The sequence below is a fragment of the Microbacterium sp. zg-YB36 genome, assembly GCF_024623575.2.
In the GTDB taxonomy this organism is placed as follows: Bacteria; Actinomycetota; Actinomycetes; order Actinomycetales; family Microbacteriaceae; genus Microbacterium.
This window is the reverse complement of sequence record NZ_JANJFD020000001.1, coordinates 1-24550: the sequence shown is the minus strand read 5'-3', so window position 1 is coordinate 24550 and position 24550 is coordinate 1. Positions and strand designations below refer to the sequence as shown.

Sequence of the window (24550 nt, the reverse complement as noted above, 5' to 3'; positions counted from 1 at the left end):
GTATTCGCTGCACCGCTGGACGGTCCGACCCGGCATCCGTCCACCGTCGCGAGTACTCACTCGAGGGCACGAATGCTCACTCGAGGGCACGAATGCTCACTCGAGAGCACGAATACTCACTCGCGAGCAGGAATGCTCACTCGCGGGTCAGGCGGTGCGCTGGGAGCGGCGCGCGGCGAGCTCGTCCACCGGGTCCGGCGGCTGCCCGTCGAAGTCCACGAGCGTCGACTCCACCTCGCGAAGCACCTTGCCCACGGCGATGCCGAAGACGCCCTGTCCGCGGCTGACCAGATCGATGACCTCGTCGTTCGACGTACACAGGTACACCGAGGCACCGTCGCTCATGAGCGTCGTCCCGGCGAGATCGCGGATGCCCGCGGCCCGCAACTGGTCGACCGCGGTGCGGATCTGCTGCAGCGAGATGCCGGTGTCCAACAGCCGCTTGACGAGCTTGAGCACGAGGATGTCGCGGAAGCCGTAGAGGCGCTGCGAACCGGATCCGGAGGCGCCGCGCACGGTCGGCTCGACCAGCTCGGTGCGCGCCCAATAGTCCAGCTGACGGTACGTGATGCCTGCTGCGCGCGCCGCCTGGGCGCCACGGTAACCGACTTCATCGTCCATCTGGGGCAGGCCATCGGTGAACAGGAGGTCAGCTGAGAAGGGCTGGCCGTCGGCCAAGTCGCCAGCGGTCATGCTCACCTCCTCACTGTTCGGGCAGTACGTCAACGCTAGATGAGCAATCGGGCAGCGGCAATGACATCCGCGTATGGGCGGCGGCGTGTCGCGCTACGGGGTGATTCTCTCGAGCGCCGTCAGCACGAATGCGGTGCGCAACTCGTCCAGTCGTCGCACGAGTTCGGGTGCCAGCTCGCCGGCGCGGGCGCGCGCGGTGGCATCCGTTCGTCGCAGCATCGGGGCCAGGGCGGTCTCCACGAGCGCGACATCACGTTCGGCGCTCTGGCGCAGCGAACGCAGGTGACGGGGCTGGATGCCGTGTTCGGCAAGTCCCGCGAGCGCGCGCAGCAGGGTCAGCGCCCGCTCGTCGTACGAGTCCGCGCCGGCGAGCAGGCCCGCCGTGATCGCGTCCCCGAGCAGGCTCGACTCGGCACCGGCGGCGAGGATGAGCTCGTCGCGACGGTACCGGCGCGGCGTCGACGTGATCGACGGCGGCATGAGCGCACCGATGTCGTGGCCGGCGTCGCGCTCGTCGAGCACCTCGCGGATGCGCTGCAGCGGCATGTAGTGGTCGCGCTGGAGCGACAGTGCCAGGCGCAGCCGTTCGAGGTCGCCGCCAGAGAACTTGCGGTACCCCGACTCGGTGCGGGTGGGCGTGACGATGCCCTGCACCTCAAGGAAGCGCAGCTTGCTGCTGGTCAGTGAGGGGAATTCGGGGGCCAGTCGCGCAAGGACCTGACCGATGCTGAGATAGCCCGCCGGCGTGGAACGCCCGCGGGGTGCGACCTGCGCCATCAATCCCCTGCCGCGCGGTCAATCGGCGAGACGAAGTAGTTGAGTCGGAACTTTCCGATCCGCACTTCGGCACCATCAGTGAGCACGGCGCGGTCGACCCGCTCGCCGTTCACGTACGTCCCGTTCAGCGAGCGCTGGTCGACGATCTCGAACACCAGACCGGTGCGAGTGACCTCGGCGTGACGACGCGAGACGGTGACGTCGTCGAAGAAGATGTCGGCTTCAGGATGCCGGCCGATCGTGGCGACATCGTTGTCGAGCAGGTACCGCGCACCGGCGGTGGGGCCCGAACGCACCATGAGCAGTGCGGACCGCGACGGGAGCGAGGCGATGGCCTCAAGCTCCGCCTCGGTCAGGTCACTGCCGAAGGGGATGAAGGAGAGGTCGGAATCGTGCCCGAAAGTCTGCGTCGTGTCGGATCCGCCCGCAGGCGTATGCGCATCCCCCGCGTCGCGATGGATGCTTCCGTGCTCTCGCCGGCTGTTCTCGTCCACGCTGCCTCCTCTCCTGTTCAGCCTAGTGGATGCGCCGCCCCACGCGACTGCGGATTGGCGACTTCGCTCCCACCGGGTGCCGCCCGTGTTTCGTCATGTGTCACGTCGGGTGCAGTGAACGGGCGCTGAGACGTACCGTAGCCTGACCAACCGCGAAAGGACTCCCCCGTGTCGATCCACAGCAGCCGCAGTCAGCCCCTCGAGGTGCGCGACCAGGCCGTCTGCATGTGCGTCCACGGTCAGTCCTGCTCGGTGTTCGCGCCGGGCCATGCGGTGCACCTCATCCAGGCCCGGCTGGCCTCGGCCACGCCCCTGGAGTGGGCCGACGCGATCGTGACGGACGCGGATGCCGCAGCCGGCACGCTGACCGTGCACACCGTCACCGACGGCGAGTCACTGCAGGTGTGGAGCGGTGCGGGCGCGGCCCACGTCGCTCCCGCCGGCACCCCGGTCGCGGTGCACCGGCGCTACCACGTGCTCGCCGTCGGCACGCGCTGGTTCAACATCGCCGCACTCGACACAGACGCGGCGTAACCCCGCTCGACTCAGACGGCCATCGACTCCTTCATGGCCTGGCAGGCGTCGGCGCACGCACGGCACGACTGTGCGCACATCTTGCAGACTTCGCTCGTCTCGGCGTGAGGCAGGCACATGTCCTCGGTTGCCAGGCACATCGCGATACAGGCATCCAGCATCGCCATCATCGCCGCGGGGGTCATCCCCTGCATGCGCAGCATCGAGCGCATCATCGTGTTGCACATGTCGGCGCAGTTCATCGAGAACGGCGCACAGTCCATCATCTGCATCGAGCAGACCGTGCAAGCCTGCTCACAAGCCGCGCACGCATCCAGACACGCCTGCATCAGCGACATGTCCATCGTTTCCATGCCGGGCATCGACATCATGTCCGGGGACATGGCATCCATCATTCTGGCGTCCATCCCGCACCTCTCTTCATCCGAGTCGAGCGGGCAGGTGACCCGCCTGCCGTCATGGTAGGACGGCCGCTGGTCGCGCGGTACCCCCCAGGTAGGCTCGGGCGGGTGATGTCACCAGGAATTTACGCATCGCTCACGCGTCGTGCCGCCCTCATCGCCGCCGCCGCCGGACTGGCCCTGATGGCCGTGCTCGGCTCCGCCGGTGCGGCGTCCGCCCACGACGGGCTCATCGCCAGCGATCCCGCGATCGGCGCCACGGTGGATGCACTGCCCGAACAGGTCACACTCACCTTCAGCAACTTCCCGATCGACGAGCCCGGGGCCACCCTCATGGCGGTGACGGATGCCGCCTGCACAGACCTCACCGCCGGCGATCCCGTCGTCGACGGCACCGATGTGACCCAGGCTCTGCAGGGAACGGCGACCGGTGTGATCACGGTGACGTGGAAGATCACTTCCAGCGACGGCCACCCCACCGAGGACCAGTTCACGTTCACCGTCGGCGCCGGCGACGCCGCGGCCACCCCCGCACCGGCCGACTGCGACGGCACGGCCGCGGAGACCTCGACGGCAACGCCGGAGACCGGCAGCACTCCCCCCGCCCTGCTGTGGACGATCGCCGGTGTCGTGCTGGCCGCGGTGATCGCGGTGGTCGCGTACCTGCTGATCTCCCGCGCCCGCCGCCGGCGCGACCTGCAGCGCACCCGCGAGGCCGCCGCCGACAGCGGGGACCGGCGCCCCGACGAGGACTAGGCTTGGATTCATGCCTCATTACGACGTCGTCATCCTCGGCGCGGGCCCCGGCGGGTATGTCGCAGCGGTTCGCAGCGCCCAGCTCGGCCTGTCCGTTGCCATCATCGAAGAGAAGTACTGGGGCGGTGTCTGCCTCAACGTGGGCTGCATCCCCTCGAAGGCTCTCCTGAAGAACGCCGACCTCGCGCACACGTTCCTGCACAAGGCCGATCTGTTCGGCATCTCCGGTGACGTGCACTTCGACTTCGGCACCGCGTGGGACCGCAGCCGCAAGGTTGCCGACACCCACGTCAAGGGCATCCACTTCTTGATGAAGAAGAACAAAGTCACCGAGTACCAGGGCCGCGGCACGTTCGCCGACGCCCACACCATCGACGTGGCGAAGTCCGACGGCTCCACCGAGCGCGTCACCTTCGACAACGCGATCATCGCCACCGGCTCCAAGGTGCGCCTGCTTCCCGGCGTGCAGCTGAGCCAGAACGTCGTGACGTACGAAGAGCAGATCCTCGACCGCGACCTGCCCGGCTCCATCGTCATCGTCGGCGCCGGCGCGATCGGCATGGAGTTCGCCTTCGTCCTGAGCAACTACGGCGTGAAGGTCACCATCATCGAGTTCCTCGACCGGGCACTGCCCAACGAGGACGTCGAGGTGTCCAAGGAGATCCAGAAGCAGTACAAGAAGTACGGCATCGAGATCCTCACCTCCACGAAGGTGGAGTCGGTCACCGACGACGGCTCGAAGGTGACGGTCGCGTACAGCGCGAACGCCGACGGCGCGCAGGGTTCGATCGAGGCCGACCGGGTGCTCATGTCGATCGGGTTCGCCCCGAACATCGAGGGCTTCGGCCTGGAGAACACCGGCGTCAAGCTCACCGACCGCGGTGCGATCGACATCGACGACTACATGCGCACGAACGTCGAGGGCATCTACGCCATCGGCGACGTGACCGCGAAGCTGCAGCTGGCCCACGTGGCCGAGGCGCAGGCCGTGGTCGCCGCCGAGACGATCGGCAAGGCCGAGACGATGACCCTCGGCGACTACCGCATGATGCCGCGCGCGACGTTCTGCTCGCCGCAGGTGGCCTCGTTCGGACTCACCGAGCAGCAGGCGCGCGACGCCGGCTACGACGTGAAGGTCGCGAAGTTCCCGTTCAGCGCCAACGGCAAGGCCAACGGCCTGGGCGAGCCGGTCGGCTTCGTCAAGCTCATCGCCGACGGCGAGCACCTCGAGCTGCTCGGCGGCCACCTCATCGGCCCCGATGTCTCGGAACTGCTGCCCGAGCTCACCCTCGCGCAGAAGTGGGACCTCACCGCGCTCGAGGCGGCACGCAACGTGCACACCCACCCGACGCTGTCCGAGGGCCTGCAGGAGGCCTTCCACGGCCTCGCCGGTCACATGATCAACCTCTGACCTCAGCGTTAACGCACTGACGCCGCCCCCACGATCGGGGCGGCGTCGGTGCGTTAACGGGGTTCGAGCGTCAGGCGCCGAGTGCTCGGGCGAGCTTGGAAGCGGATGCCGCGGGGCGCCCGCCCATGGCTGCGACCAGCGCGTCGGCCGCCGCGAACAGCGCGGCCCGTTCGGTGGGATCGGTCGGGGCGGCGGGGCCGAGTTCCAGCTCCCACTCCCGCCACGACGCCTCGGTGCCGGCCCGCTCATCGCGGGCCGTGACGCGGTCGTCGACGAACTCCGCCACCACGGCACCGGCGGCGTCGCGCAACGCATAGGCGACCCGGGCGTTGCGGATGCGGGCGAGCGCGGTGAACGGCGGATGTGCCCACGCCGCGAGAGCGTCGACCACGGCCGCGGGAACCGTCACGTCTATCGCGTCGGCGTCGGGTTCGGCGTCGAGGGGCCACGCCCACTCGTGCTTGCCCTCGGGGCTCGAGATCTTGATATGCCAGCCGGCATCGGGCCCGCCGGTGCGACGGCGTACCGCGACACCGCCGAGGGCCAACTGCCGCTCGGCGGTGTCGAGGTACCGCGCGTCAAGATCTCGCCGTTCGGCGTCGCCGATCGTGGCGACACCGGGTAGCGACGTCCAGTCCGGAAGCGGGGTGCTCTCGTCGACGTCGTAGGTGCGCTCGACCTCGAGGGAACGGGTCGGTTCGTCTGCGCTACCGGATTCGGGGGTGGAAGCCACCCCTTACGGCTCGTCCTGGTCGTCGCGGTCGGGGTCGATGTCGTCCTGCGCCTCGACGTAACGGAACGCGGCCTCGGTAGGGCCGTCGTCGTCACCGGTCTTGTCGAGCGATCCTTCGCGCGCGTAGACGACCTGCGTCTCGCTGTACGGCAGGATCAGCTGGTCCAGTGCGGGATCTTCCAGGGGAAGAATCTGCCCGTCCAGCGGACCTCCGTGCATTCGTGCAATAGCCATGAAATGACCTCCTGATCCGACCCTAACCCGCCCCGCGGGACTCTCCCCCGCCGTTGCCCCCAGTCGCCGCGGATGCTAGGCCGACTCACCGCCCCACCCGCGCAGGGTGCCGTCGGGCGAGGCGAACTTCGCCACGAGCGTGCAGTCCTTGTGGCCGAGCCCTTCGGCGGCGAGGCGGTCCAGCTGGGCCAGCGCCAGCCGGGCGGCGGGCAGGTTGACGCCGGTGGCCTCCGCCGCCTGTACTGCAAGCCCGCAGTCCTTGCGGGCCAGGTCGGCGGAGAAGGTGGCATCGAAGTCGTGGTTGGCCGCGGCGGTGGGCACGACGCCGGGCACGGGATACCAGGTGCGCTGCGCCCACGACTGCCCCGACGAGGCATCCACCACCTGCCAGAACACCTGCGGGTCCAGCCCCAACCGCTCGGCCAGCTGCGAGCCCTCCGACATCGCCATCACGCTGATGAACAGCATCATGTTGTTCGCCAGCTTCGCGGCGATGCCGCTGGTGGCCTCGCCGCAGGCGATCACCGCCCGTGCCATCGGCTCCACGACGGCGCGCGCCCGCTCGATGTGGTCGGGGTGACCGCCCAGCATGACCGCCAGGGTTCCGGCTTCGGCTCCGGCGGTACCGCCGGAGATCGGCGAGTCGACGAAGGGGAGTCCGCGCGCGTCGGCTTCGTCGTGGCACCACCGCGACGTGCCGACGTCGACGGTGGAGGTGTCCAGCAGCAGCGTCTCGGATGCCGCCAGGGCGAAGACGCCGCCCACTCCCCCATACACCTCGCGCACCTGACCGGGTCCGGGCAGCGACGTCAGGCAGGCATCCGCGCCCGCCAGCGCGTCTGCGACGGTGTCGACGACCTGGATGCCGCGTCCGGCCGCCGCCTCGCGCGCGGCGGGCACGGGGTCGACGCCGCGCACGGTATGCCCGGCCGAGACCAGGTGGGCGGCCATCGGCGCGCCCATGTGGCCGAGGCCGATGAAGGCGATGGTGGACATGGGGTTCTCCCTGCGACGTCGCTGTCGCGGCCGCGAGGCGAGCGGCCGTCACCAGTCAGGATAGGCCGCGGGTGTCCCGTTCCGGCAAGACCACGACCGGGCAATAGACTCGGGCGCGATGAAGCCCTTTCTGCTGTTGGCCACGCGACCCGAAGATGTCCCCGCCGACGATGAGTACGCACTGTTCCTCCGATACACCGGTCTGGACGAGCGCGACCTCGTGCGCGTGCGGCTCGAAGCCGGCCCGCTGGGGGATGTCGACCTCGACTCGATCTCGGGGATCTTCGTCGGCGGCGGGCCGTTCAACGCCTCCGATCCCCCGGCGAAGAAGTCGGCCGTGCAACGCCGCGCCGAAGCCGACTTCGCCCGCGTGCTCGATGAGGTCGTGGCGCGGGACTTCCCTTTCCTGGGCGCCTGCTACGGCATCGGCACGCTCGGGGCGCACCAGGGGGCGGTCATCGACAGCACCTACCGCGAACCGATCAGCGTCGTGACGGTGCAGCGCACCGAGGCCGGCGCCGCCGACCCGCTGCTGGCCGGGCTGCCCGACGAGTTCGCCGCGTTCGTCGGCCACAAGGAGGCGATCACCCAGCTGCCGGCATCGGCCACGCTGCTGGCGACGTCAGCGGCGTGCCCGGTGCAGATGTTCCGCGTGGGTCAGAATGTCTACGCGACCCAGTTCCACCCGGAGTGCGACGTGGAAGGCATGTCCACCCGCATCCGTACGTACGCCGGCCACGGGTACTTCGCCCCCGACGAACTGGATCTCACCCTCGACGCCGTCAGGCGTCTGCCGGTGACCCACCCCGGCAGCATCCTGCGCGCGTTCGTCGAGCGCTACGCCCGCTGAGGCCCGCTGATCAGAACGCCGGCGGCGTGTGCCAGATGCGGTCGATGTAGTCGCGCATCGAGCGGTCCGAGGAGAAGTACCCGCAGCGTGCGACGTTGAGGATCGCCGATCGCGTCCAGGCGTCGCGGTCCGCGTAGGCGGCATCCACCTTCGCCTGCGTGTCGATGTACGACCGGTAGTCGGCCAGCACCATGAAGCGGTCGTCGTAGAGCAGGTTCGACACGATCGGCTCGAACACCGACCGGTCGCCGCCGGAGAACGCCCCCGAGGCGATGAGGTCGATCGTGCGACGCAGATCGTCGTCGGAGCTGTAGAACTCGCTGGGACGGTAGCCGCGCGCCCACAGCGCCTCGACCTCGGGCTCGGTCATGCCGAAGAGGAAGAAGTTGTCGTCGCCGACGAGCTCGCGGATCTCCACGTTCGCGCCGTCGTCGGTGCCGATGGTGAGTGCACCGTTGAGCGCGAACTTCATGTTGCCGGTGCCCGAAGCCTCCTTGCCTGCCAGGGAGATCTGCTCCGACAGGTCGGCGGCCGGGACCACTCGTTCGGCGAGCGTGACGTTGTAGTTCGGCGGGAACAGCACCTGCAGGCGCCCTTCGACGCGCGGGTCGTTGTTGACGACCGAGCCGACGGCGTTGATGAGGTGGATGATGCGCTTGGCCATGACGTAGCCGGGCGCTGCTTTCGCGCCGAAGATGAACGTGCGCGGCTGCACGTCGGCGGCGGCGATCCGCCCCGACACGATGTGCTCGTACGTCGTCACGATGTGCAGGAGCTTCAGCATCTGGCGCTTGTACTCGTGCAGCCGCTTGACCATCACGTCGAGCATGTGGTCCTCACCCAACTCGAATCCGTCGCGGGCACGCAGCACTTCGTTCAGCCGGCGTTTGTTCCCCGCCTTCACCTGGGCGAAGGCGCTGCGGAACTCGGGGTCCTCGGCGAACGGCTCAAGTTCCCGCAGGCGCTCCAGGTCGGTGACCCAGCCGCGGCCGAGCGCCTCGGTGATGAGGGCGGACAGGTCGGGATTGGCCAGGCGCAGGAAGCGGCGCGGCGTCACGCCGTTGGTGACGTTGATGAACTTGCCGGGGAAGAACTCGTCGAAATCCGGCAGCACCTTCGTGCGCAGCAGCTGCGAGTGAAGCTCCGCCACACCGTTGACCTTCGCCGCGGCGACGGTTGCGAGATACGCCATCCGCACCGAGCGCTCCGGGAACTCGCCGATGATCGACATGTCGCGGATGCGCATCTCGTCGTCGCCGAACCGCTCGCGCACCTCGGCGAGGAACTCGTCGTTGATGCGGTAGATGATTTCCAGGTGACGCGGCAGCAGCCGTCCCAGCAGCTCCACCGACCACACTTCCAGCGCCTCGGGCAGCAGGGTATGACACGTGTACGCGAAGCACTGGCGGGTGATCTGCCACGCGGCATCCCACGCCATGCCCTTCTCGTCCACGAGCACGCGCATGAGCTCCGGCACGGCGATGACGGGATGCGTGTCGTTGAGCTGGAAGATGACCCGCTCGGGCAGGGTGCCGAGGTCCACATCGTCGGGCAGCTGGTCGATGAAGTCGGCGATGGATGCCGCGACGAAGAAGTACTGCTGCTGCAGGCGCAGCTCCTTGCCCTGCGGCGTGGAGTCCTCCGGATACAGCACCTTGGAGATGTTCTCGGCGTAGGTCTGCGCCCGGACGGCCTCTTCGTAGTCGCCGGAGTTGAAGATGCGGAGGTCGAACGCGTCGGTGGCGACCGCGCTCCACAGCCGGAGCGTATTGACGCGGCCGTTGTGGTAGCCGGGAACCATGTAGTTGTACGGCACTGCGCGCACGTTCCAGCCCGGAACCCAGCGCGAGCGGGTGACGCCGTCGTCGTCGTAGGTCTCGGTGTGTCCGCCGAACGCGATCGTCTGTGCGGCCTCGGGGTGCGGGAACTCCCACGGCGATCCCAGCGCGAGCCACGCGTCGGGCTGTTCGCTCTGCTGTCCGTCCTCGAACGTCTGGCGGAAGATGCCGTATTCGTAGCGGATGCCGTAGCCGGTGTTGGGGACGCTCATGGTGGCGAGCGAGTCGATGAAGCACGCCGCCAGGCGTCCGAGGCCACCGTTGCCGAGGCCCGGCTCGACCTCGAGGTCGCGCAGCTCGTTGATGTCGATCCCGCACTGTGCGAGCGCCTCTGTGGCGACATCGGTCAGGTCGGTTGCGAGCAGGTTGTTGTCCAGTTGCCTGCCCAGCAGGTACTCCGCCGACAGGTAGCAGACCGTCTTGGCCTGCGTCTCACGCAGGTGCCGGCGGTCTTCCAGCCAGCGCGCGATGAGGTAGTCGCGCACCGTGTACGCCAGGGCCACGTATCGGTCGTTGGGGGTGGATGCCGAAAGCGTCACCCCCCGCTCGAGGTTGAGGTTCTGCAGGAACTCCGCCACGAACCCGTCCACGGTGCTGGCGGGCGCCGCAACCGGGGCAAGGGCGAGCGGATGCGTCGCTGCAAGCGGGTGGTTCGGGACGGATTCGTTTTCGAGCTGACTGGCCACAGTACGACGCTACCGACTGCGGCAGGGCGCGAATACCACGGTGCCCGATTCGCAACGCCTGCGCGGCGGAACGCAATCAGAACGTCACTCGCGCGTCACGCAGCAGCGCGGAACGTCTCCACCTCACCCGCCGCCACCGGCGGCACGTGAGAAAGATCGAGCCCGAGGTCGACGAGCACGACGCGGCCGGCAAGCCCGACGCCCGCTGCGCGCACCAGGCCCGCCTTCACCGCGCCGAACGTGACGGTGACGAATGCCGGCAGCACCAGGTCGTCGGCGACGGTGCCGTCGTCGGGCTGCAGACCGCTGGGAACGTCGACGGCAACGACGCGGCTGCGGCCCGCGCGCACCGCCGGCAGCAGCGCGGCGACGGCGTCGCGCGCGCCTCCCCGTAACGCGGGGTTGTGAGAGGCGCCGATGCCGACGATGCCGTCGACGATCAGGGCATAGGCGGGATCGGCCGTGGCGGCCTCGTCGAGGGTGACGTCGCGCGCTCCGGCGGCGCGAGCGGTGCGCAGCCCTCGTTCGTGCGCGGCATCCGCCGTCTGCAGCACGTCGACCGCCGTGCCGTCCGCCGCGAGAGCGGCACCGGCCAGCAGCGCGTCGCCGCCGTTGTCGCCGCGCCCGGCGACGACCAGCACCCGCCCACCCGGATCCAGTTCACGCCGCAGCACCGCGGTCAGCGCGGCCGCAGCGCGATCCATCAGCGGCTCCCCCGCCGCCAGCAGCGGCGCCTCGGCGGCGCGCACCTGCGCTGCGGTGTAGGCGGGGGCTTGGGTCATGCGTTGACCTTCTCGGGCTTCTCCTCGGCCTTTTCCTCGGCCTTGTCCTGGGCCTTCTCGCGCTCGGCGGCTTCGGCGTCCCGGGCGTGGGTGAGCTCGTCGGAGGCGACCATGACGGCGTTCTCGGCCCGGCGCACCCGGCGCTGCGCGAACGTCTTGGCGCCGTAGCGGGCGCGCACCCGGTCGGATTCCTCTTCGACGCCGGTGACGATGTAGGCGCTGGCGATGAGGATGACCTGCGCGGACAGGTTGAACCACAGCAGCAGCGCGATGAGCGAGGCGAATGACGCGAGCAGCGGGTTGGACGACGCACCGCCGACGAACAGGCCCGACAGCAGCTGCAATATGGTGAGCCCCACGGCGCCCAGCAGCGCTCCGCTCCACAGCGCCCGGGCGGAGGCGCGGACCCCGGACAGCACCCGGAAGGCCCCCGCGATGATCGCGGCATCCAGTGCGAAGACCACGACGATCGTCAGCACTCGACCGCCGATCTCCAGCACGGGAGAGGACGCCGACATCCCGAGCCAGCCGCCCACGATGCCGAGCCCGGCAGTGCCGAGGAAGGTGACGGCGGCGGAGGCAGCCAGGCCCACGCCGATGCCGATCGCCAGCGCCAGGTTGCGCAGCAGCACCCACACGATCATGACGTCTTCCGTGATGCGGTCGGCGATCATGCGCATAGCCGTGCGGAGGCTGCCGATCGCACCGATCGCGGCGCCGACCAGACCGACGAGCGAGACGATGCCGGCGACGGTGAAGCCGGTGGGCACGGCGACCGACTGCGGGTCCTCGATGATGCCGTCCTCGCCGACGATGCCAGGGATGGTGTTGTCGACGGCGGCGATGAGGGCATCGAATGCGGCAGGGTTGCCGGCGAGCCAGAGACCGGCCATCGAGAACCCCAGCAGCACGGCGGCGAACACACTGAACAGCGTGCGGTAGGTGACACTGTCTGCCAGCACCGGTCCGCGGTGCTCGCTGTAGAGCAGCAACGCTCGCACGGGTTTGGTCGACAGAGCCCAGGCCGTGATCCGTTGCAGGTTCATCGCGCCAGCGTATCGGGCGGGCCGACTACTCCCGCGGGGCTTGACAGGGGGTGGGCGGCGTTCGGGTCGCCGCCCACCCCGGCTCATGTCAGGACCCCGGCATCAGCACCCAGGTCACGCCGGAGATCACCAGCGAGCTTTCCTCGCCCGCGGTGAACTGACTCGTCACGATCGTGATGATGCGCGCGGAGTTCTGCAGGTTCGCGGTGAACGCCTCGAGGTTCGCCCGATCGCCCTCTGCGGTGAGATTCAGCGGAACCCCGATGAGGGTGCCACCGGCAGGTGCGTCGGCGGTGACCCCTTCGGGCGCGCTGAAGCCGAGGGCCGCGTCGAACGTCAACGTACGGATCGTCACTCCTGCGCCGGCGGCTGCGGCATCGATCTGGTTGATGAGCTCCTGTTGCGCGCGAGCGGGCGGAATCCGCTCCTGCTTCGCGGCGAGCTGCTGTTCGTAGGCCCCGAGGTTCAGATTGTCCGCGGCCAGCGCCACGTTCCGCTCCTGCTGGACGTCGTTCGTCTGCCGGAGCGATTCGGTCTGCTCGCTCGCTCGAGCGGAGCGATCGAGCTGCGGCTGCACGCCGATGAAGAACCCACCGAAGACGATGGCGACGGCGAGCACGCCGATGACGATGAGGCTGAGCCGGTGCTTGTCCATCCGTCACTCCCCCGTCTCGGTGGCGTCTGTGGCGTCGGCCGTGTCGGCCGCCTCGTCTGCTGCTTCCGGCGGCGCGCCGGTTGCGGCCCCTTCGAGCTCGGCCTGCAGCCGGGCGATCAGTTCGGCCTCGAGCGCCTCCACACGCGCGGTGCCGCCGAGCGCATCGGACCCCAGCTGGATGGCGCCGGTGACGACGTACCCGCCCTCGCCTGTCGCAGACACGGCGTCCACGGTCGCGCTGACATATCCGGTGAGGTCCCGCAGGGCGTTCAGCAATGGCGTAGGCGAGTCGAAGCGGTCCGCCGTGGCGGTGAATGCGATCTCGATGACACCTGGCGCATCGAGGCCAGTGCTCTCCACGGCGCCCGCGGCGTCCACGCCCTTGATCGTGATCGATTCCGATCTGAGAGCGAAGTCATCGGGCAGAGCGTTGTCGAGTTCAGTCATGAGCCGGGACCAGTCCGCCTCGGGGTAGAGCGCAGCTACCTCGGCGACCGCAGCGTCGTCGAGCTGGGACTTGACGCTCGAGAGCAGGCTGTACTCCCGCTGCTCGATGAGAAGCAGTTGACTGCGCGTACGTTCCGCGGCGAGCTTTTGCTCAGCTGTGACGGCCAGAAATGACACGGCGACACCGGCCATCGCGACGATGATGACGAGTCCGACGAGGCCGAGCGCGAGCAGCCGGATGGTCCGTCCCTGTCGGCGCCGGGCTTCGACGATCGGTGGCACCAGATCGACCCGCGCCACCGAGAGCGTGGAGCCGGTCGGCCAGGTCATCGGCGGCTCGGCGTGGCTGCGCTGGCGGCGTTCCAGCACCTCGGTCATTTCCGTGCCCCCTTCGCCTTGACCTCCGCGGTGCGGCGGCCCTTGGCCGCCTTTCCAGCCTCGGCCTCGGTCTTCGTCTTCGCCTTCGCCTTCGTTCGCGTCTTGTCCTCTTTGTGCGCGCCGGTCTTCGCGCCGACGGCGACCCCCAGCGGCGCTGCCAGCTCCAGCGCCCAGTTGTCCAGGCCGGAGTCGCGCAGTTTCGGCGAGACGGTGAACCCGGCGAACGGATCGCCATGGCTCGTGGGCACGCCGAGCGCGCTCGTGAGCACCGGCGCGAGCCCGGTCAACCGGCTCCCGCCGCCGGTGAGCACGACGCTTGAGACGGGGTGTTCAGGGTGGGCGTTCGCCCAGAAGTTCAGCGTGTTGCGGATGCTGTCGATGAGGTTGGCGACGTTCTCCCGGAGCACGGTCTCGGCCTCGATGTCGCGCGTCGTGGTCGCCCCGCCCTGCAGCCCACGGGCGATCTTGTTCTGCTCGGCTTCGACGAAACTGACCCCGAGGGCGCGCTCGAGGCTGCGCGTGACATCGTCGCCGCCGCTGGGCACGATGCGGACGAACTGCGGGCTCGCGGCAGCGGCGATGACGACGGTAGTGCAGGAGGCGCCGACGTTCACGATGGCCTGGATACCGCGCAAGGGCCCCGGGAGCAGGCGGAGGAGGGAGAACCCGGCGAAGTCGACCGCGTCGACGAACCGGCCGGAGCGCTCGATCGCGTTGACGGTGGATTCCAGGCTGCTGCGAACGGTCGCCACCAGCAGTCCCTCCTGCCGCATCTCGTCCGTGTCCTTGTCGTGGACATCGCGCAGCGGCAGGAAGTCCAAGATCGCATCGTCGAGGTCGATGGGGACCTGACCTTCGACGACGAATCGCAGGCCGGCCTTGCGGCGCGGCCCGGTCAGCTCCGGCAGCGTCACCTCACGCACCACGACCTTGCGGTTGCTGAGACCGAACACCACTTTCTTCGTCGTGAAGCCGCCGACCTTCCACAGCTGCTTGATCGCGGCGATTCCGCGCCGCTGATCGATGATCTCGCCATCGAAGATGGTCCCCTCCGGCACCTCGACCGCGGCGAACCGGGTGAGCTTGGGGCGGGCCGTGTAGGGGGCGTCCACCTGCACGCCGCGCAGCCCGCCTCTGCTGAGGTCGAGCGCGACTACTGCTGCCATGTGTGTCCTCCGTGGGGTGTCATGCGAGTCCCGTCGCGGTGAGGTAGACGTCAGCGATCGCCGGGCCGGCGAAGACGCCGACCCAGGCGCCGACGAGCATGAAGGGCCCGAACGGCAGCCGTGACTTGCGGCCCGCCCGCCCGGCAATCATGAGCGCGATGCCGACCAGTCCGCCGATCACGAAAGCGCTGAATGCACCGACGAGCAGCTGCGACCAGCCCAGCCAGCCGAGCATGAGGCCCAGCGACCCGGCAAGCTTGACATCGCCGAATCCCATCCCACCGCGAGAGCCGAGGGCGAGGGAAAGATAGAACACGCCGAGGATGGCAAGGCCGGCCGCCGCGATCAGCAACCTCCCGTGTTCGCCGGTGAGCACGGATGCCAGCACGAGCAGGACCGCGGTGACGGGATAGGCCGGTAGCGTGAGCACGTTCGGCAGTCGGTGGTGATCGAGGTCGATGAGCGCCAAGGCGATGCCGATTGCGACCCAGTACAGCAGCAGCGGCACGATCGCGATCGGGTACCTCCCCGCGATCGCCCCCCACACGACGATCGCGAAGCCGAGTCCGGTGCCGAGTTCCACGAGCGGGTAGCGAACGGAGATGCGCGCCGAGCAGTGGCGGCAGCGGCCCCGCAGTGCGAGGTAGGAGATGATCGGCAGGTTGTCGTACCAGGCGATCGGCCGCCCGCATTGGGGACACGCGCTGCCGGGGCGCACGATGCTCTCGCCGCGCGGCACCCGCCAGATCACGACGTTGAGGAAGGAGCCGATCACGGTGCCGAGCAGGCCGGCGAGGATCAGGCTGGCGGTGGTCTCCACGGTCATCGCGCCGCCCCGTCCGCTGCCCAGACGGCGCCGATCTCCACCCAAGTGGTCACTCCGTACGTCGTCGTGACGGGGTTGAGGAACTTGGGCGGCGCCTCCACTTTGAATCGGTCGTCGTAGAGGTAGTTCTTTGCGTACCCGTGGGTAATGGTGCCGCCACTTGACATCGCCACCGTCCCGCGGAACTTCTGCGCGATGGCACCCCTGACGTTGAGCGTGCCTTGCGTTCCCCCCTTGTCGTAGTTCTGCACTTGAAAGGTGTGCGCGACGGAGAGGATCGCCGCGTGAATCGTGCGGTTGTTGCCGAGGAGGGTGTTGTTGCTGCTGTTGACCGGGTTCCATACCCAGACGGCGTTGTTCCCGACGATCCCCAGAATGTCCTCCACGATGTCGACGTAAGTGATGTCGCCCACGATGAAGACATAGTTCTCGGCCGCAATCGTCGCGGCGCCGCTGAACCGGCCCTTGACGAAGATGTCCCCGGCCCGGCAGCCGTACGTCGTGGCCGTGGGTGCCACCTCGGTCGTCGATGTCGTCGAGGTCCTGACGGGGTAGCCGCTCTTGGCCGTATCGGTGCCGATGGACCAGCCCCGCTCGCCGCTGGCACCGCTGCTCTTGCAGGAGAAACCCGTCGGGTTGGACGCCCAGAAGTTGACGTCGCTGCTCACGGCCGGCACGTTCTGCACATACAGCACGTTGTTGTCGGGCACGACGATCGTTGCGCCCGCGGGCGATTGCAGCTGCGCGATCAGCCCGCACGCCACTGGCGCGGAGCCGACGGTGGCCGCCTCGTTTCCGATGCGGGTGAACTTCGTGAAGGGCGACTTGATGTTGACCTTGCCGTCGTCGGTGAAGGTGAACTGCGTGGGCCCGGTGTAGAGGCATCCTGGCCGCGGCACGTCGGCGGTCAGGTCGGTGCGGGCCTCCTTCTTTAGCTGGGAGTTCGTGGCGGGGAACTTCTTCACCCCCCCGCTATACGCCGGATAGCCGGGTGCGAAGCTTGGGTCGTCGCAGTCGGTCGAGTTGTTCGAGTTGCGTTTCCGGTAATACGGGCTGGTCGCATTGCCCGTCGTGACGATGCCGGTGAAGGTCGTGCCGCATGCCCGGATCGTATCGTTCGAGTGCACGGGGCCGTCATTGAGGTCCTGTTCGCCGAAGGCGAGGTCTTTGCACACGCTCCGACCAGCGGAATCGTTGGCTGTCGTGCGGCCCTGCCAGCTGTACTTGAGCGTCGTCTTCGTGCTGTCGGTGAAGCAGCCAGAATTCGTCGTGCCGGTCAGGCTCGGGTCCTGCACCTCGTAGTCGGTGAAGTACAGGAAGTCGATGAAACCCTCCTGCTTGAGGTCGGCGACCACGGTGCGCGTCGCCTCGCCCACCTTTCCTGTGGCGCGCACCCTGATGCGGCCGGAGTTGGCGTAATGGGAGTTGTCCACCTCATAGCGGAACATGGCACGGTCGCCGCTCAACGCGACCGTGGCCCAACTGCCACCCGCGCCGACGCCAAAGGCCGGGTTCGGCACGGGAGGCGGATTCACCGTGCTCGTGCTGCTGAAGGCGGAGGTCGAGTTGCCGTAGCGCCAGTAGCTCGTGTCGGCGGAAAGCCTGCTCTGGTACTCATCCACTCCGGCATAGGCGGCCGCCAGCGCTGCGTTCCAGTTCGCATCGCCTCTGGCTTGCTTCGTGCCGTTGACAGAAACAGTCACGAGCAGGGTCATGAGCAGCGCCACCACCGCGCCGACCGCGATGACGATGACCAGGGCAGCGCCCTCGTCGCGCCGCGTACGTGTCGTGGTGGCGATCATCCGTGCACATCCACGCGTGCGACGCCGAGGTTGGGAATGCCGACCATGTTCTGGATCGAGACGGGTTCGACGCGCCCGCTCGCGTCGGCCTGCACCCGCATCGTCACCTGCACACTCGCGATGGTGCGGATCTGATCGATCGTAAGGCTGGCACCGGCGGGCGGCGAGAGCACCCCGCCATTCTGGTCGTAGTAACGAAAGAGCGGTGCGCCGGCTGTGACGGGGGTGAGCGATCGCGCGATCGGACGCGAGGACGTCGCGGCGGACGCGAAGGCCCAGTACGTACTGCCCACAGGCTCGTGGTGCGCGGCCCAGCGGGTCTCAATCAATTCGTTCCCGGAGTTGCGCGCGAACTCCACTCTTACCGGCGGCGGGTCCGCCGAGGTTCCCGCGTCGATGAACGAATGGATGATGATCTTCTCCGCGCCCGCATAGGCGAAGACGGGCTTCTTGACGGTGCTGCCGGGCACCGGGATCTCAGTGCCAGCGCGGATTATGCGGGTCACCTCGTTCATCGAAGTGGATGCCAGGCGGCTGTTGTCGATTGCCCCCTGCTGATCGCTGAACAAGCGCGCTGCGCCGACGAACATCGACACCACCAACGTGAGCAGAATGCCGAACACGCCCATCGCCACGACGAGTTCGATGAGCGTCATCCCGTCGTCGTGGTGGTGGCGGGCGCGCCGGCTGCCGCGCGGGAAGCGACGCATGGTTCCCGCCCTCATGGCGCCACACGGGGGTCGAGTACCACGGCCCCTGCCGCGACGCTGCCGCTCGAGGGAACGGTGAGGCCGCTCATGATCGGATTGTTCTGCGACCCGGAGTTGCCGCGGTACAGCTTCCATGTGCCGTAGGGCAGGAGGATGGTGGCTGCATCCGAGCTAATGATGTTGCCGAAGGTGTAGGTCATTCCGGCGGAACAGCCGGGGTCGCCAGAGCCGCCACCGACGTAGACGGCCTTGAGGTAGGAACCGCTTCCGCTCACCCCGGAGAGACGTACTTCAGCCATCGACGCCGTGGTGTTCACGGTGGTGCCCGCTGAGTCGCCCACCGCCGCCGGGCGCATGCCCACCTTGCCGGGCGCGGGTAACCACTCGCCGGGATCCGGTGCAAGGCAACTAGTGGCGGGGTTCTCGGGTGTTTCGGCGTAGGCACCGGCCACGATGCTGTATCCCGATGAGACGGGGTAGAGCGAGAACGTCTTCGTCCTCGCGTTGGTGGTGGCTGCCATCTGAAAGTTGCCGTAGGTCGACACGAACGTGGTGGTCAGATTGTTCGGGATGCGCACGCCTGCGGGCAGCCCGGATCCGTAGGAGACTGTGTAACTGGTCGCACGGTCGTAGGCGAAACTGACTCGGGACGATCCCCCGGCTGTGACCGGGACCGTCGCGGTCGGTTCGGCGATCTGCTGCTCGCTGACGTGCCCGACCTTGGAGACGGTGACGGTGTAGTCGCCGGGCGGCACCTTGAGGAGGTAAGCGCACCCGTCGCTGCCGGTGGTGACAGCGGCGACTCCCGCGGGGGTCAAGCTCACCGTGGCGCCGGCGACGGCCGTGCCGGCGGCGTTGACCACGCCCACGAGCACGGTGCCGAGCGCGGGGTCATTGATCTTCGTGCGCGGGGTGAGGCTCGTGTCGCTGTAGACGGGCTGGGCACCTTCGCGCATGTTGTCCCAGGTGACCTTGACCGTGACATGGTTGTAGGCCAGTGAGGCGATGGGGAGTCCTGCTTCACAGCTCGCGGCCGCTCCGGTGGTGGTCACCCACTCGGTCTCCACCCAGACTTGGAAGGTGTCGCCGTTGAGTTCGATGTCGAATGGCGGGGCGGTGGTCACACCGAAGGCATCGGCCGCGGAGCGGAGCACGTCGATCTGCTGCGACGCGAGGTTCGCCGCGACGATCCGAGCCCGGGTGTCGCGCGTCGCGGTGAGGCTCGCGGTCATCGTGTAAAGGAAGCCCGTCAGGATGATCGTGAAGATGAGCATGGCGACGATCACTTCGACGAGGGTGAAGCCGTCGTCGTCCACGGACGATTGCGCGCGCACTGCAACCCACTCCCTGGTCCCGCGGGTTTCTACACGGTGGGGCCTGCGCGGAAGCCGCGCAGGCACAACGTTCGGGTGTTGCTGAACGGGTTAGTCGTCGGTGGGGGTGGGGTTGGGCTCCTCGTCGTCGTCGCCGCCGTCGTCGTCGCCGGCTGCCCAGGTGCCGGCGCCAGTCGCGCTGTCATACGTGTACGTGTTCGCGCCCTCAGTTCCGAGATCCGAGTTCGTGCCAGTGATCGTGTACGTGTTGGCTTCCTGATTGATCACGATCGTGATGGTGTTGTTGTCGCTGACCGTGCCCTTCGCCTCACCCAAGTCGTAGGTGCCGGGACCCGTTGTTGCGGAGGGCGCGATAAGCCCCTCGAAGCCGCCGTTGTTGGCGGTGGTCGCCTGTTCGACCACGAGCACGGCGTTGCTGACGTCGGTCTCAACGGTCGACTTCCAGGCACCTTCACGCATGTTAAGGAAGATCGGGATGGCGACGGCGGCGAGAATGCCGATGATGATGACGACGACGAGGAGCTCGATCAGGGTGAAGCCCTTTTCGCCCTCTTCCTTCTTCGCGAGTGCACGCGAGACAGAGTTGATCATGCTGAATTCCTTTTAATTGGGGGGAGTCAACTCCGGAGTCGTCGTCGACGAGGCTGACGCTAGCAGTCCGCCGAAAAAATGAGAAGACTCTAATGTAAAGAATTCCCCAGTCGTTACATGGATTGAATCGACTGGAAGATCGTGAACATCGGCAGGTACAGCGCGACGATCATGAATCCCAGCAATCCGCCCATGAAGACGATCATCAGCGGCTCGAGCATCGCGGTCAGTTGCGAACTCATGGTCTCGACTTCGTCGTCATAGAAGTCGGCCGTCTTTTCCAGCATTGTGTCGATTGCGCCGGATTCCTCGCCGATGCCCACCATCTGGATGAGCATTTCCGGGAAGATGTCCACCTCGGCCAGCGACTCGGCAATGGGGCGCCCCTGGCGTACGCCCTCCTGCACGCCCTCCAGGGACGAAGCGATGACGTGGTTGCCGCTGGTGGCACCCACGATCGCGAGCGACTGCAGGATCGGCACGCCGGAGGCGAGCATCGTGGAGAAGTTGCGCGTGAAGCGCGTGAGCGCGATCTTCGTGTTGAGCTGTCCGAAGACCGGAACCTTGAGCTTGAGGGGGTCAACGACCCGGCGCACCGCCTCGGTGTTTTTGTTCCTTCCCCACCAGATCGCGGAGACGACGCCTACGACGAGGATGATGGGGCCGGCGACCGGCATGGCGTTGGACATGTCGACGAGCAATTGGGTGACGGCGGGAAGTTCGCTCCCCAAATCGGTGAACATGGCGTCGAACACCGGCACGATGAAGATCAGCATCGCGGCGACCGCCACCAGCGCGATGACGAGCACGACGGCGGGATAGGTCAGCGCCGCCTTCACTTTGCTGCGCAGCTTGTTCTCCGACTCGAAGTTGTCGGCAACCATCAACAGCGACCGGTCGAGGAACCCGCCGGTCTCCCCCGCACGGATCAGGTGCACCATGATCGGCGGGATGATGCGCGGGAACTCCTCCAGGGCCGCCGACAGCGCGGTGCCGCTCTCGACCTTCGCGGATGCCTCCTCGAGCGTGCGCCGCAGCTTCGCGTTGTCGGTCTGCGCCGTCACGATCGACAGCGCCCGCAGGATCGAGACACCGGCGTTGACCATCGTGGCCAGCTGACGGGTGAGGATCGCCAGGTCCTTGAGCGACGGGCTCCGCTCCAGGCCGGGGATGTTGATCTCCTGCTGCAGACCGGTGCCACCGCCCTTCTGGGCCAGCTTGTCGGGCATGACGCCGCGCGCCTTCAACTGCTGGATCGCCTGCGCCTCGCTGGAGGCCTCCAGCACGCCCTTGACCGACTTTCCGGTACGGTCCAGCCCTTTGAAGCTCCACTGGGCGGACTTCGCCTTGGTCGCCATACTCAGAGCCCTCCCGCGACCTGGCGGGTACCTTCGGGCACGACGGCATCCACCGCGGTGCGAGAAAGGCCGCGGTTGCGCACCAGCTGCTCGAACTCGGCGGCATCCTGGGCCAGCTCGATCGCCTGCGAGTGTTCGATCTGCCCCGACAGCACGAGACGGGCCAGATCCTGGTCGAGCGTATGCATGCCGATCGACTCGCCGGCCTGGATCGCGGTGCGCATCTGATGGGTCTTACCCGCGCGGATCAGCGCCTGGATCGCCGGCGTGGAGAACATGACCTCGGTCGCCACGGCGCGCCCCTTGCCGCTGGAGCGGCGGATGAGCGTCTGCACGACGACCGCGCGCAGCGTCGCGGCGAGCTGTGTGCGCACCTGTGACTGCTGATGAGACGGATAGACGTCGATGATGCGGTCGATCGTCTGGCCGGCATCCTGCGTGTGCAGCGTCGCGAACACGAGGTGACCGGTCTCGGCAGCGGTGAGGGCGGTGGAGATGGTCTCGAGGTCCCGCATCTCCCCCACGAGGATGATGTCGGGGTCCTGGCGCAGTGAGTGCTTGAGCGCCTCGGAGAAGCTGTGCGTGTCGGCGCCCACTTCACGCTGGTTGATGATGCCGCGCTTGTGGTGGTGGAGGAACTCGATGGGGTCCTCGACCGTGACGATGTGCGCGGCGCGCGAGGAGTTGGCCTTGTCGATGATCGCGGCGAGCGTGGTGGATTTTCCCGAGCCGGTGGGGCCGCACACCAGGACCAGTCCGCGTGGCAGGTGCGCCAGGTCGACCAGCTGCGGGGGCAGACCCAGGTGCACGACCGACTTGATCTGGGTCGGGATGATACGCAGGGCCGCACCGAGTCCGCGCTGGTCCTGGAAGATGTTCACGCGGAAGCGGGCGATGTCGCCCACCGAGTACGCGAGGTCGAGCTCCAGCGCCTTCTCGAACGTCTGCATCTGCTCGACCGAGACGAATCCCTCGATGACCCGGCGCACGCGCGCACGATCCCACGTCGTGGTACCGGGCACCGTCTGGAGTTCGCCATCCACGCGGATGACCGGGGTCGACTCGGCCACGAGGTGCAGATCGGAGGCGCCGAGGTCCAGCACCGCCTTGATCGAGGCGATGAACTCCGGGTCGACCTCGGGGTGCTGCGCACGCAGCACGTGCGGGATATCGCCTGAGCGGGATGCCGGATCGGTCGGCGCCTGCGGCTGTGCGGCGCGGCGCGTGGTCGGTGCTGCCACCGGCGCCGTACCGGGAAGCGTCACCCCCGGCACGCCGTCGAGGAACGACCGCAGCTCCGGGTCGACCTCGTCTGCCCGCATCAGCGCGTCGAAACGCGAACCAGCCGCCGTGGACATCACACCGTCGTCGTCCGCCACCATGCCTGCTTTCTCTTGTCGTCTTCGTTGTCGGGTGCGACCGCTAGACGGTCACCCGCAGAATCTCATCGACCGTGGTGTGCCCGAGCAACGCCTTCGCCCAGCCGTCCATGCGCAGTCGCATCATGCCGTTCGCCTCGGCGTGCGCCGCGATCTGGGCCGTCGGGGCGTTCGCGACCGCGAGGCGTTCGATCTCGTCGTCGACGGCCATCACCTCATGCAGCGCGATGCGGCCGCGGTACCCGGTGTTGGAGCACTGCGAGCAGCCGGCCGCCCGGAAGATCCGCGGCGGCCCGACGTCGGGATCGACCGGCACCCCCAGGATCGCCAGTTCCAGCGCGGTCGCCACCGACGCGGTCTTGCACTTTTCGCACAGCCGGCGGGCCAGTCGCTGCGCGACCACGGAGTCCAGGGCCGATCCGACCAGGAACGGTTCGACTCCCATCTCGATGAGACGGGTCACCGAGCTCGGGGCGTCGTTCGTGTGCAGCGTCGACAGCACGAGGTGACCGGTCAGCGACGACTCGATGGCGATCTTGGCCGTTTCCTCGTCGCGGATCTCACCGATCAGGATGACGTCGGGGTCGGAGCGCAGGATCGACCGCAGCGCCGCAGCGAAGGTCAGGCCGGCTTTCACGTTCACCTGCACCTGATTGATCCCCGGCATCCGGTACTCGACCGGATCCTCCACCGTGATCACGTTGACGGTCGGCTTCGAGATCGTCGCCAGGGTCGTGTACAGGGTCGTGGATTTGCCTGACCCGGTGGGGCCGGTGACGAGGATCATCCCGTAGGGCTTGGAGAAGCTCGCCTGGAAGACGCCCATGTTGCGTTCGAGCATGCCCAGGTCGCTGAGGTTGAGGCTCGCGACCGGGGAGTCGAGCACACGCGCGACGACCTTTTCGCCCCACACGGTCGGCATGGTCGCGACGCGCAGGTCGATGGAGCGCCCGGCGTGGACGACGGAGATGCGACCGTCCTGCGGCTTTCGCCGCTCCCCGATGTCGAGTTCGGCCATGACCTTGAGCCGGCTGATCACGCCCGGGATCATCGACCGCGGCACGCGCTGGACGGTCGTGAGCACGCCGTCGATGCGGTAACGCACCCGCAGCTCTTCACGGCCCGGCTCGATGTGGATGTCGGAGGCGCGGTCCATGATCGCCTGGCTGATGAGGACGTTGACGAAGCGGATGATGGGGCCCTCGTCAACGGCGGCCTCGCCGACGTCCTGACCCCACGCGGCCTCTTGGTCGTTCGCCCCTTCGAAGGAGGAGGTCAGCTCGTCCATCTCGGAGTCGACCCGGTGGTAGCGGTCGATCGCCGCGAGGATCGCCTCAGGCTCGGCGACAGCCGCCACGATCGGCGCCCGCACGACGGCGGCGACGTCATCGAGGACGACGACGTTCGTGGGATCGGAGACGACGACCATCAGCCGGTCGCCGACGCGCGAGATCGGGAGCACGATGTGCCGTCGGCACATCTGGTCGGGGATGAGGTTCACGACGGCCAGGTCGACCGTGAACTCAGAGAGGTCGACGTAGGCCAGGCCGAGGCGGGCGGCCAGCGCGACGGCCCTCTCCTGTGAGGTCTGCGGCTCCGGTTCCGGCTCGGGTTCGGGTTCCGGTTCGGGGTCGGGCTCGGGCTCGGGCGGCGGTGCGGGGGCGGGCTGGGGT

The 24550-nt window shown here is 67.9% G+C and carries 25 protein-coding genes; 4 read left to right on the top strand and 21 right to left on the bottom strand.

Features of this window, described 5'->3' with window-relative positions:
* Positions 1 to 147 precede the first annotated feature (147 nt).
* From NQ151_RS00125 to NQ151_RS00115, 3 genes are all read right to left on the bottom strand, one after another.
* Positions 148 to 693, bottom strand: coding sequence for a MerR family transcriptional regulator (locus NQ151_RS00125; protein WP_257526649.1), 546 nt, complete (start codon positions 691 to 693; stop codon positions 148 to 150).
* Between the two features lie 93 nt (positions 694 to 786).
* The gene (ftsR, locus tag NQ151_RS00120) at positions 787 to 1470 is read right to left on the bottom strand and encodes a transcriptional regulator FtsR (protein ID WP_257510056.1); all 684 of its coding nucleotides are present in this window, start codon (positions 1468 to 1470) and stop codon (positions 787 to 789) included.
* Positions 1470 to 1964 (bottom strand): FHA domain-containing protein, encoded by a 495-nt coding sequence (locus NQ151_RS00115; RefSeq protein WP_257510057.1) that lies wholly within the window; start codon positions 1962 to 1964, stop codon positions 1470 to 1472. The genes ftsR and NQ151_RS00115 overlap by 1 nt, the downstream gene beginning before the upstream one ends.
* A gap of 168 nt (positions 1965 to 2132) precedes the next feature.
* On the opposite strand from NQ151_RS00115, the gene NQ151_RS00110 reads away from it, so the two are divergent.
* The gene (locus NQ151_RS00110) at positions 2133 to 2498 is read left to right on the top strand and encodes a hypothetical protein (protein ID WP_257526648.1); all 366 of its coding nucleotides are present in this window, start codon (positions 2133 to 2135) and stop codon (positions 2496 to 2498) included.
* 11 nt (positions 2499 to 2509) lie between these two features.
* Here the strand turns inward: NQ151_RS00110 and NQ151_RS00105 are convergent, their stop codons facing one another.
* Positions 2510 to 2905 (bottom strand): four-helix bundle copper-binding protein, encoded by a 396-nt coding sequence (locus NQ151_RS00105; RefSeq protein WP_257526647.1) that lies wholly within the window; start codon positions 2903 to 2905, stop codon positions 2510 to 2512.
* A 105-nt stretch (positions 2906 to 3010) separates the two neighbouring features.
* On the opposite strand from NQ151_RS00105, the gene NQ151_RS00100 reads away from it, so the two are divergent.
* Together NQ151_RS00100 and lpdA are read left to right on the top strand one after the other, a co-directional pair.
* Complete coding sequence (locus tag NQ151_RS00100) at positions 3011 to 3655, top strand: copper resistance CopC family protein (RefSeq protein ID WP_257510122.1); 645 nt, start codon at positions 3011 to 3013, stop codon at positions 3653 to 3655.
* Positions 3656 to 3665: 10 nt separating this feature from the next.
* A complete protein-coding gene (gene lpdA, locus NQ151_RS00095) occupies positions 3666 to 5066 on the top strand; it encodes a dihydrolipoyl dehydrogenase (protein WP_257510060.1) in 1401 nt (466 codons plus the stop codon).
* Positions 5067 to 5136: 70 nt separating this feature from the next.
* Here lpdA and NQ151_RS00090 read toward each other — a convergent pair whose 3' ends face one another.
* The 3 genes from NQ151_RS00090 to NQ151_RS00080 all read right to left on the bottom strand — a co-directional run bounded on the left by NQ151_RS00090 (position 5137) and on the right by NQ151_RS00080 (position 7029).
* Positions 5137 to 5799, bottom strand: coding sequence for a CYTH domain-containing protein (locus tag NQ151_RS00090; protein ID WP_257510061.1), 663 nt, complete (start codon positions 5797 to 5799; stop codon positions 5137 to 5139).
* A 3-nt stretch (positions 5800 to 5802) separates the two neighbouring features.
* Complete coding sequence (locus NQ151_RS00085; protein WP_257510062.1) at positions 5803 to 6033, bottom strand: response regulator; 231 nt, start codon at positions 6031 to 6033, stop codon at positions 5803 to 5805.
* 75 nt (positions 6034 to 6108) lie between these two features.
* Positions 6109 to 7029, bottom strand: a complete 921-nt coding sequence (locus NQ151_RS00080; RefSeq protein ID WP_257526646.1) for an NAD(P)-dependent oxidoreductase — start codon at positions 7027 to 7029, stop codon at positions 6109 to 6111.
* A 118-nt stretch (positions 7030 to 7147) separates the two neighbouring features.
* Here NQ151_RS00080 and NQ151_RS00075 point away from each other — a divergent pair, with 118 nt between their 5' ends.
* Complete coding sequence (locus NQ151_RS00075) at positions 7148 to 7879, top strand: glutamine amidotransferase (protein ID WP_257526645.1); 732 nt, start codon at positions 7148 to 7150, stop codon at positions 7877 to 7879.
* 10 nt (positions 7880 to 7889) lie between these two features.
* On the opposite strand, the gene NQ151_RS00070 is transcribed toward NQ151_RS00075, so the two are convergent.
* From NQ151_RS00070 to NQ151_RS00005, 14 genes are all read right to left on the bottom strand, one after another.
* A complete protein-coding gene (locus NQ151_RS00070) occupies positions 7890 to 10403 on the bottom strand; it encodes a glycogen/starch/alpha-glucan phosphorylase (RefSeq protein ID WP_257526644.1) in 2514 nt (837 codons plus the stop codon).
* 95 nt (positions 10404 to 10498) lie between these two features.
* The gene (locus tag NQ151_RS00065; protein ID WP_257526643.1) at positions 10499 to 11185 is read right to left on the bottom strand and encodes an NAD(P)H-hydrate epimerase; all 687 of its coding nucleotides are present in this window, start codon (positions 11183 to 11185) and stop codon (positions 10499 to 10501) included.
* Positions 11182 to 12231: a YihY/virulence factor BrkB family protein gene (locus NQ151_RS00060; protein ID WP_257526642.1), complete on the bottom strand. Its 1050-nt coding sequence runs from the start codon at positions 12229 to 12231 to the stop codon at positions 11182 to 11184. Before NQ151_RS00060 ends, NQ151_RS00065 begins: the two co-directional genes overlap by 4 nt.
* Positions 12232 to 12319: 88 nt before the next feature.
* A complete protein-coding gene (locus NQ151_RS00055; RefSeq protein WP_257526641.1) occupies positions 12320 to 12886 on the bottom strand; it encodes a type 4a pilus biogenesis protein PilO in 567 nt (188 codons plus the stop codon).
* 3 nt (positions 12887 to 12889) lie between these two features.
* On the bottom strand, positions 12890 to 13711 hold the full coding sequence (locus NQ151_RS00050; protein WP_257510069.1) for a hypothetical protein: 822 nt from the start codon (positions 13709 to 13711) through the stop codon (positions 12890 to 12892).
* A complete protein-coding gene (pilM, locus tag NQ151_RS00045) occupies positions 13708 to 14877 on the bottom strand; it encodes a type IV pilus assembly protein PilM (protein ID WP_257526640.1) in 1170 nt (389 codons plus the stop codon). The genes NQ151_RS00050 and pilM overlap by 4 nt, the downstream gene beginning before the upstream one ends.
* 19 nt (positions 14878 to 14896) lie before the next feature.
* On the bottom strand, positions 14897 to 15703 hold the full coding sequence (locus NQ151_RS00040; RefSeq protein WP_257526639.1) for a prepilin peptidase: 807 nt from the start codon (positions 15701 to 15703) through the stop codon (positions 14897 to 14899).
* A complete protein-coding gene (locus NQ151_RS00035) occupies positions 15700 to 17505 on the bottom strand; it encodes a hypothetical protein (protein ID WP_257526638.1) in 1806 nt (601 codons plus the stop codon). The genes NQ151_RS00040 and NQ151_RS00035 overlap by 4 nt, the downstream gene beginning before the upstream one ends.
* Positions 17502 to 18161 carry a PilW family protein gene (locus NQ151_RS00030; protein ID WP_257510073.1) on the bottom strand — a complete coding sequence of 220 codons (660 nt, stop codon included), beginning with the start codon at positions 18159 to 18161 and terminating at the stop codon, positions 17502 to 17504. The genes NQ151_RS00035 and NQ151_RS00030 overlap by 4 nt, the downstream gene beginning before the upstream one ends.
* A 65-nt stretch (positions 18162 to 18226) precedes the next feature.
* Complete coding sequence (locus tag NQ151_RS00025) at positions 18227 to 19549, bottom strand: carboxypeptidase regulatory-like domain-containing protein (protein WP_257526637.1); 1323 nt, start codon at positions 19547 to 19549, stop codon at positions 18227 to 18229.
* A gap of 90 nt (positions 19550 to 19639) precedes the next feature.
* A complete protein-coding gene (locus NQ151_RS00020; protein WP_257526636.1) occupies positions 19640 to 20140 on the bottom strand; it encodes a type IV pilin protein in 501 nt (166 codons plus the stop codon).
* Between the two features lie 113 nt (positions 20141 to 20253).
* On the bottom strand, positions 20254 to 21498 hold the full coding sequence (locus NQ151_RS00015; RefSeq protein ID WP_257526635.1) for a type II secretion system F family protein: 1245 nt from the start codon (positions 21496 to 21498) through the stop codon (positions 20254 to 20256).
* Positions 21499 to 21500: 2 nt separating this feature from the next.
* Positions 21501 to 22880 (bottom strand): type IV pilus twitching motility protein PilT, encoded by a 1380-nt coding sequence (locus NQ151_RS00010; protein ID WP_257526634.1) that lies wholly within the window; start codon positions 22878 to 22880, stop codon positions 21501 to 21503.
* A gap of 40 nt (positions 22881 to 22920) precedes the next feature.
* A partial coding sequence (locus NQ151_RS00005; RefSeq protein WP_257526633.1) for a GspE/PulE family protein occupies positions 22921 to 24550 on the bottom strand: 1630 nt, incomplete at its 5' end.

What these genes read in the sequence shown, in the direction of transcription:
- NQ151_RS00125 (WP_257526649.1), bottom strand. Translation starts at nt 693, where the DNA reads ATGACCGCTGGCGACTTGGCCGACGGCCAGCCCTTCTCAGCTGACCTC.
- ftsR (WP_257510056.1), bottom strand. Translation starts at nt 1,470, where the DNA reads ATGGCGCAGGTCGCACCCCGCGGGCGTTCCACGCCGGCGGGCTATCTC.
- NQ151_RS00105 (WP_257526647.1), bottom strand. Translation starts at nt 2,905, where the DNA reads ATGGACGCCAGAATGATGGATGCCATGTCCCCGGACATGATGTCGATG.
- NQ151_RS00100 (WP_257510122.1), top strand. Translation starts at nt 3,011, where the DNA reads ATGTCACCAGGAATTTACGCATCGCTCACGCGTCGTGCCGCCCTCATC.
- lpdA (WP_257510060.1), top strand. Translation starts at nt 3,666, where the DNA reads ATGCCTCATTACGACGTCGTCATCCTCGGCGCGGGCCCCGGCGGGTAT.
- NQ151_RS00085 (WP_257510062.1), bottom strand. Translation starts at nt 6,033, where the DNA reads ATGGCTATTGCACGAATGCACGGAGGTCCGCTGGACGGGCAGATTCTT.
- NQ151_RS00080 (WP_257526646.1), bottom strand. Translation starts at nt 7,029, where the DNA reads ATGTCCACCATCGCCTTCATCGGCCTCGGCCACATGGGCGCGCCGATG.
- NQ151_RS00075 (WP_257526645.1), top strand. Translation starts at nt 7,148, where the DNA reads ATGAAGCCCTTTCTGCTGTTGGCCACGCGACCCGAAGATGTCCCCGCC.
- NQ151_RS00065 (WP_257526643.1), bottom strand. Translation starts at nt 11,185, where the DNA reads ATGACCCAAGCCCCCGCCTACACCGCAGCGCAGGTGCGCGCCGCCGAG.
- NQ151_RS00060 (WP_257526642.1), bottom strand. Translation starts at nt 12,231, where the DNA reads ATGAACCTGCAACGGATCACGGCCTGGGCTCTGTCGACCAAACCCGTG.
- NQ151_RS00055 (WP_257526641.1), bottom strand. Translation starts at nt 12,886, where the DNA reads ATGGACAAGCACCGGCTCAGCCTCATCGTCATCGGCGTGCTCGCCGTC.
- NQ151_RS00050 (WP_257510069.1), bottom strand. Translation starts at nt 13,711, where the DNA reads ATGACCGAGGTGCTGGAACGCCGCCAGCGCAGCCACGCCGAGCCGCCG.
- pilM (WP_257526640.1), bottom strand. Translation starts at nt 14,877, where the DNA reads ATGGCAGCAGTAGTCGCGCTCGACCTCAGCAGAGGCGGGCTGCGCGGC.
- NQ151_RS00040 (WP_257526639.1), bottom strand. Translation starts at nt 15,703, where the DNA reads ATGACCGTGGAGACCACCGCCAGCCTGATCCTCGCCGGCCTGCTCGGC.
- NQ151_RS00035 (WP_257526638.1), bottom strand. Translation starts at nt 17,505, where the DNA reads ATGATCGCCACCACGACACGTACGCGGCGCGACGAGGGCGCTGCCCTG.
- NQ151_RS00030 (WP_257510073.1), bottom strand. Translation starts at nt 18,161, where the DNA reads ATGACGCTCATCGAACTCGTCGTGGCGATGGGCGTGTTCGGCATTCTG.
- NQ151_RS00020 (WP_257526636.1), bottom strand. Translation starts at nt 20,140, where the DNA reads ATGATCAACTCTGTCTCGCGTGCACTCGCGAAGAAGGAAGAGGGCGAA.
- NQ151_RS00015 (WP_257526635.1), bottom strand. Translation starts at nt 21,498, where the DNA reads ATGGCGACCAAGGCGAAGTCCGCCCAGTGGAGCTTCAAAGGGCTGGAC.
- NQ151_RS00010 (WP_257526634.1), bottom strand. Translation starts at nt 22,880, where the DNA reads ATGGTGGCGGACGACGACGGTGTGATGTCCACGGCGGCTGGTTCGCGT.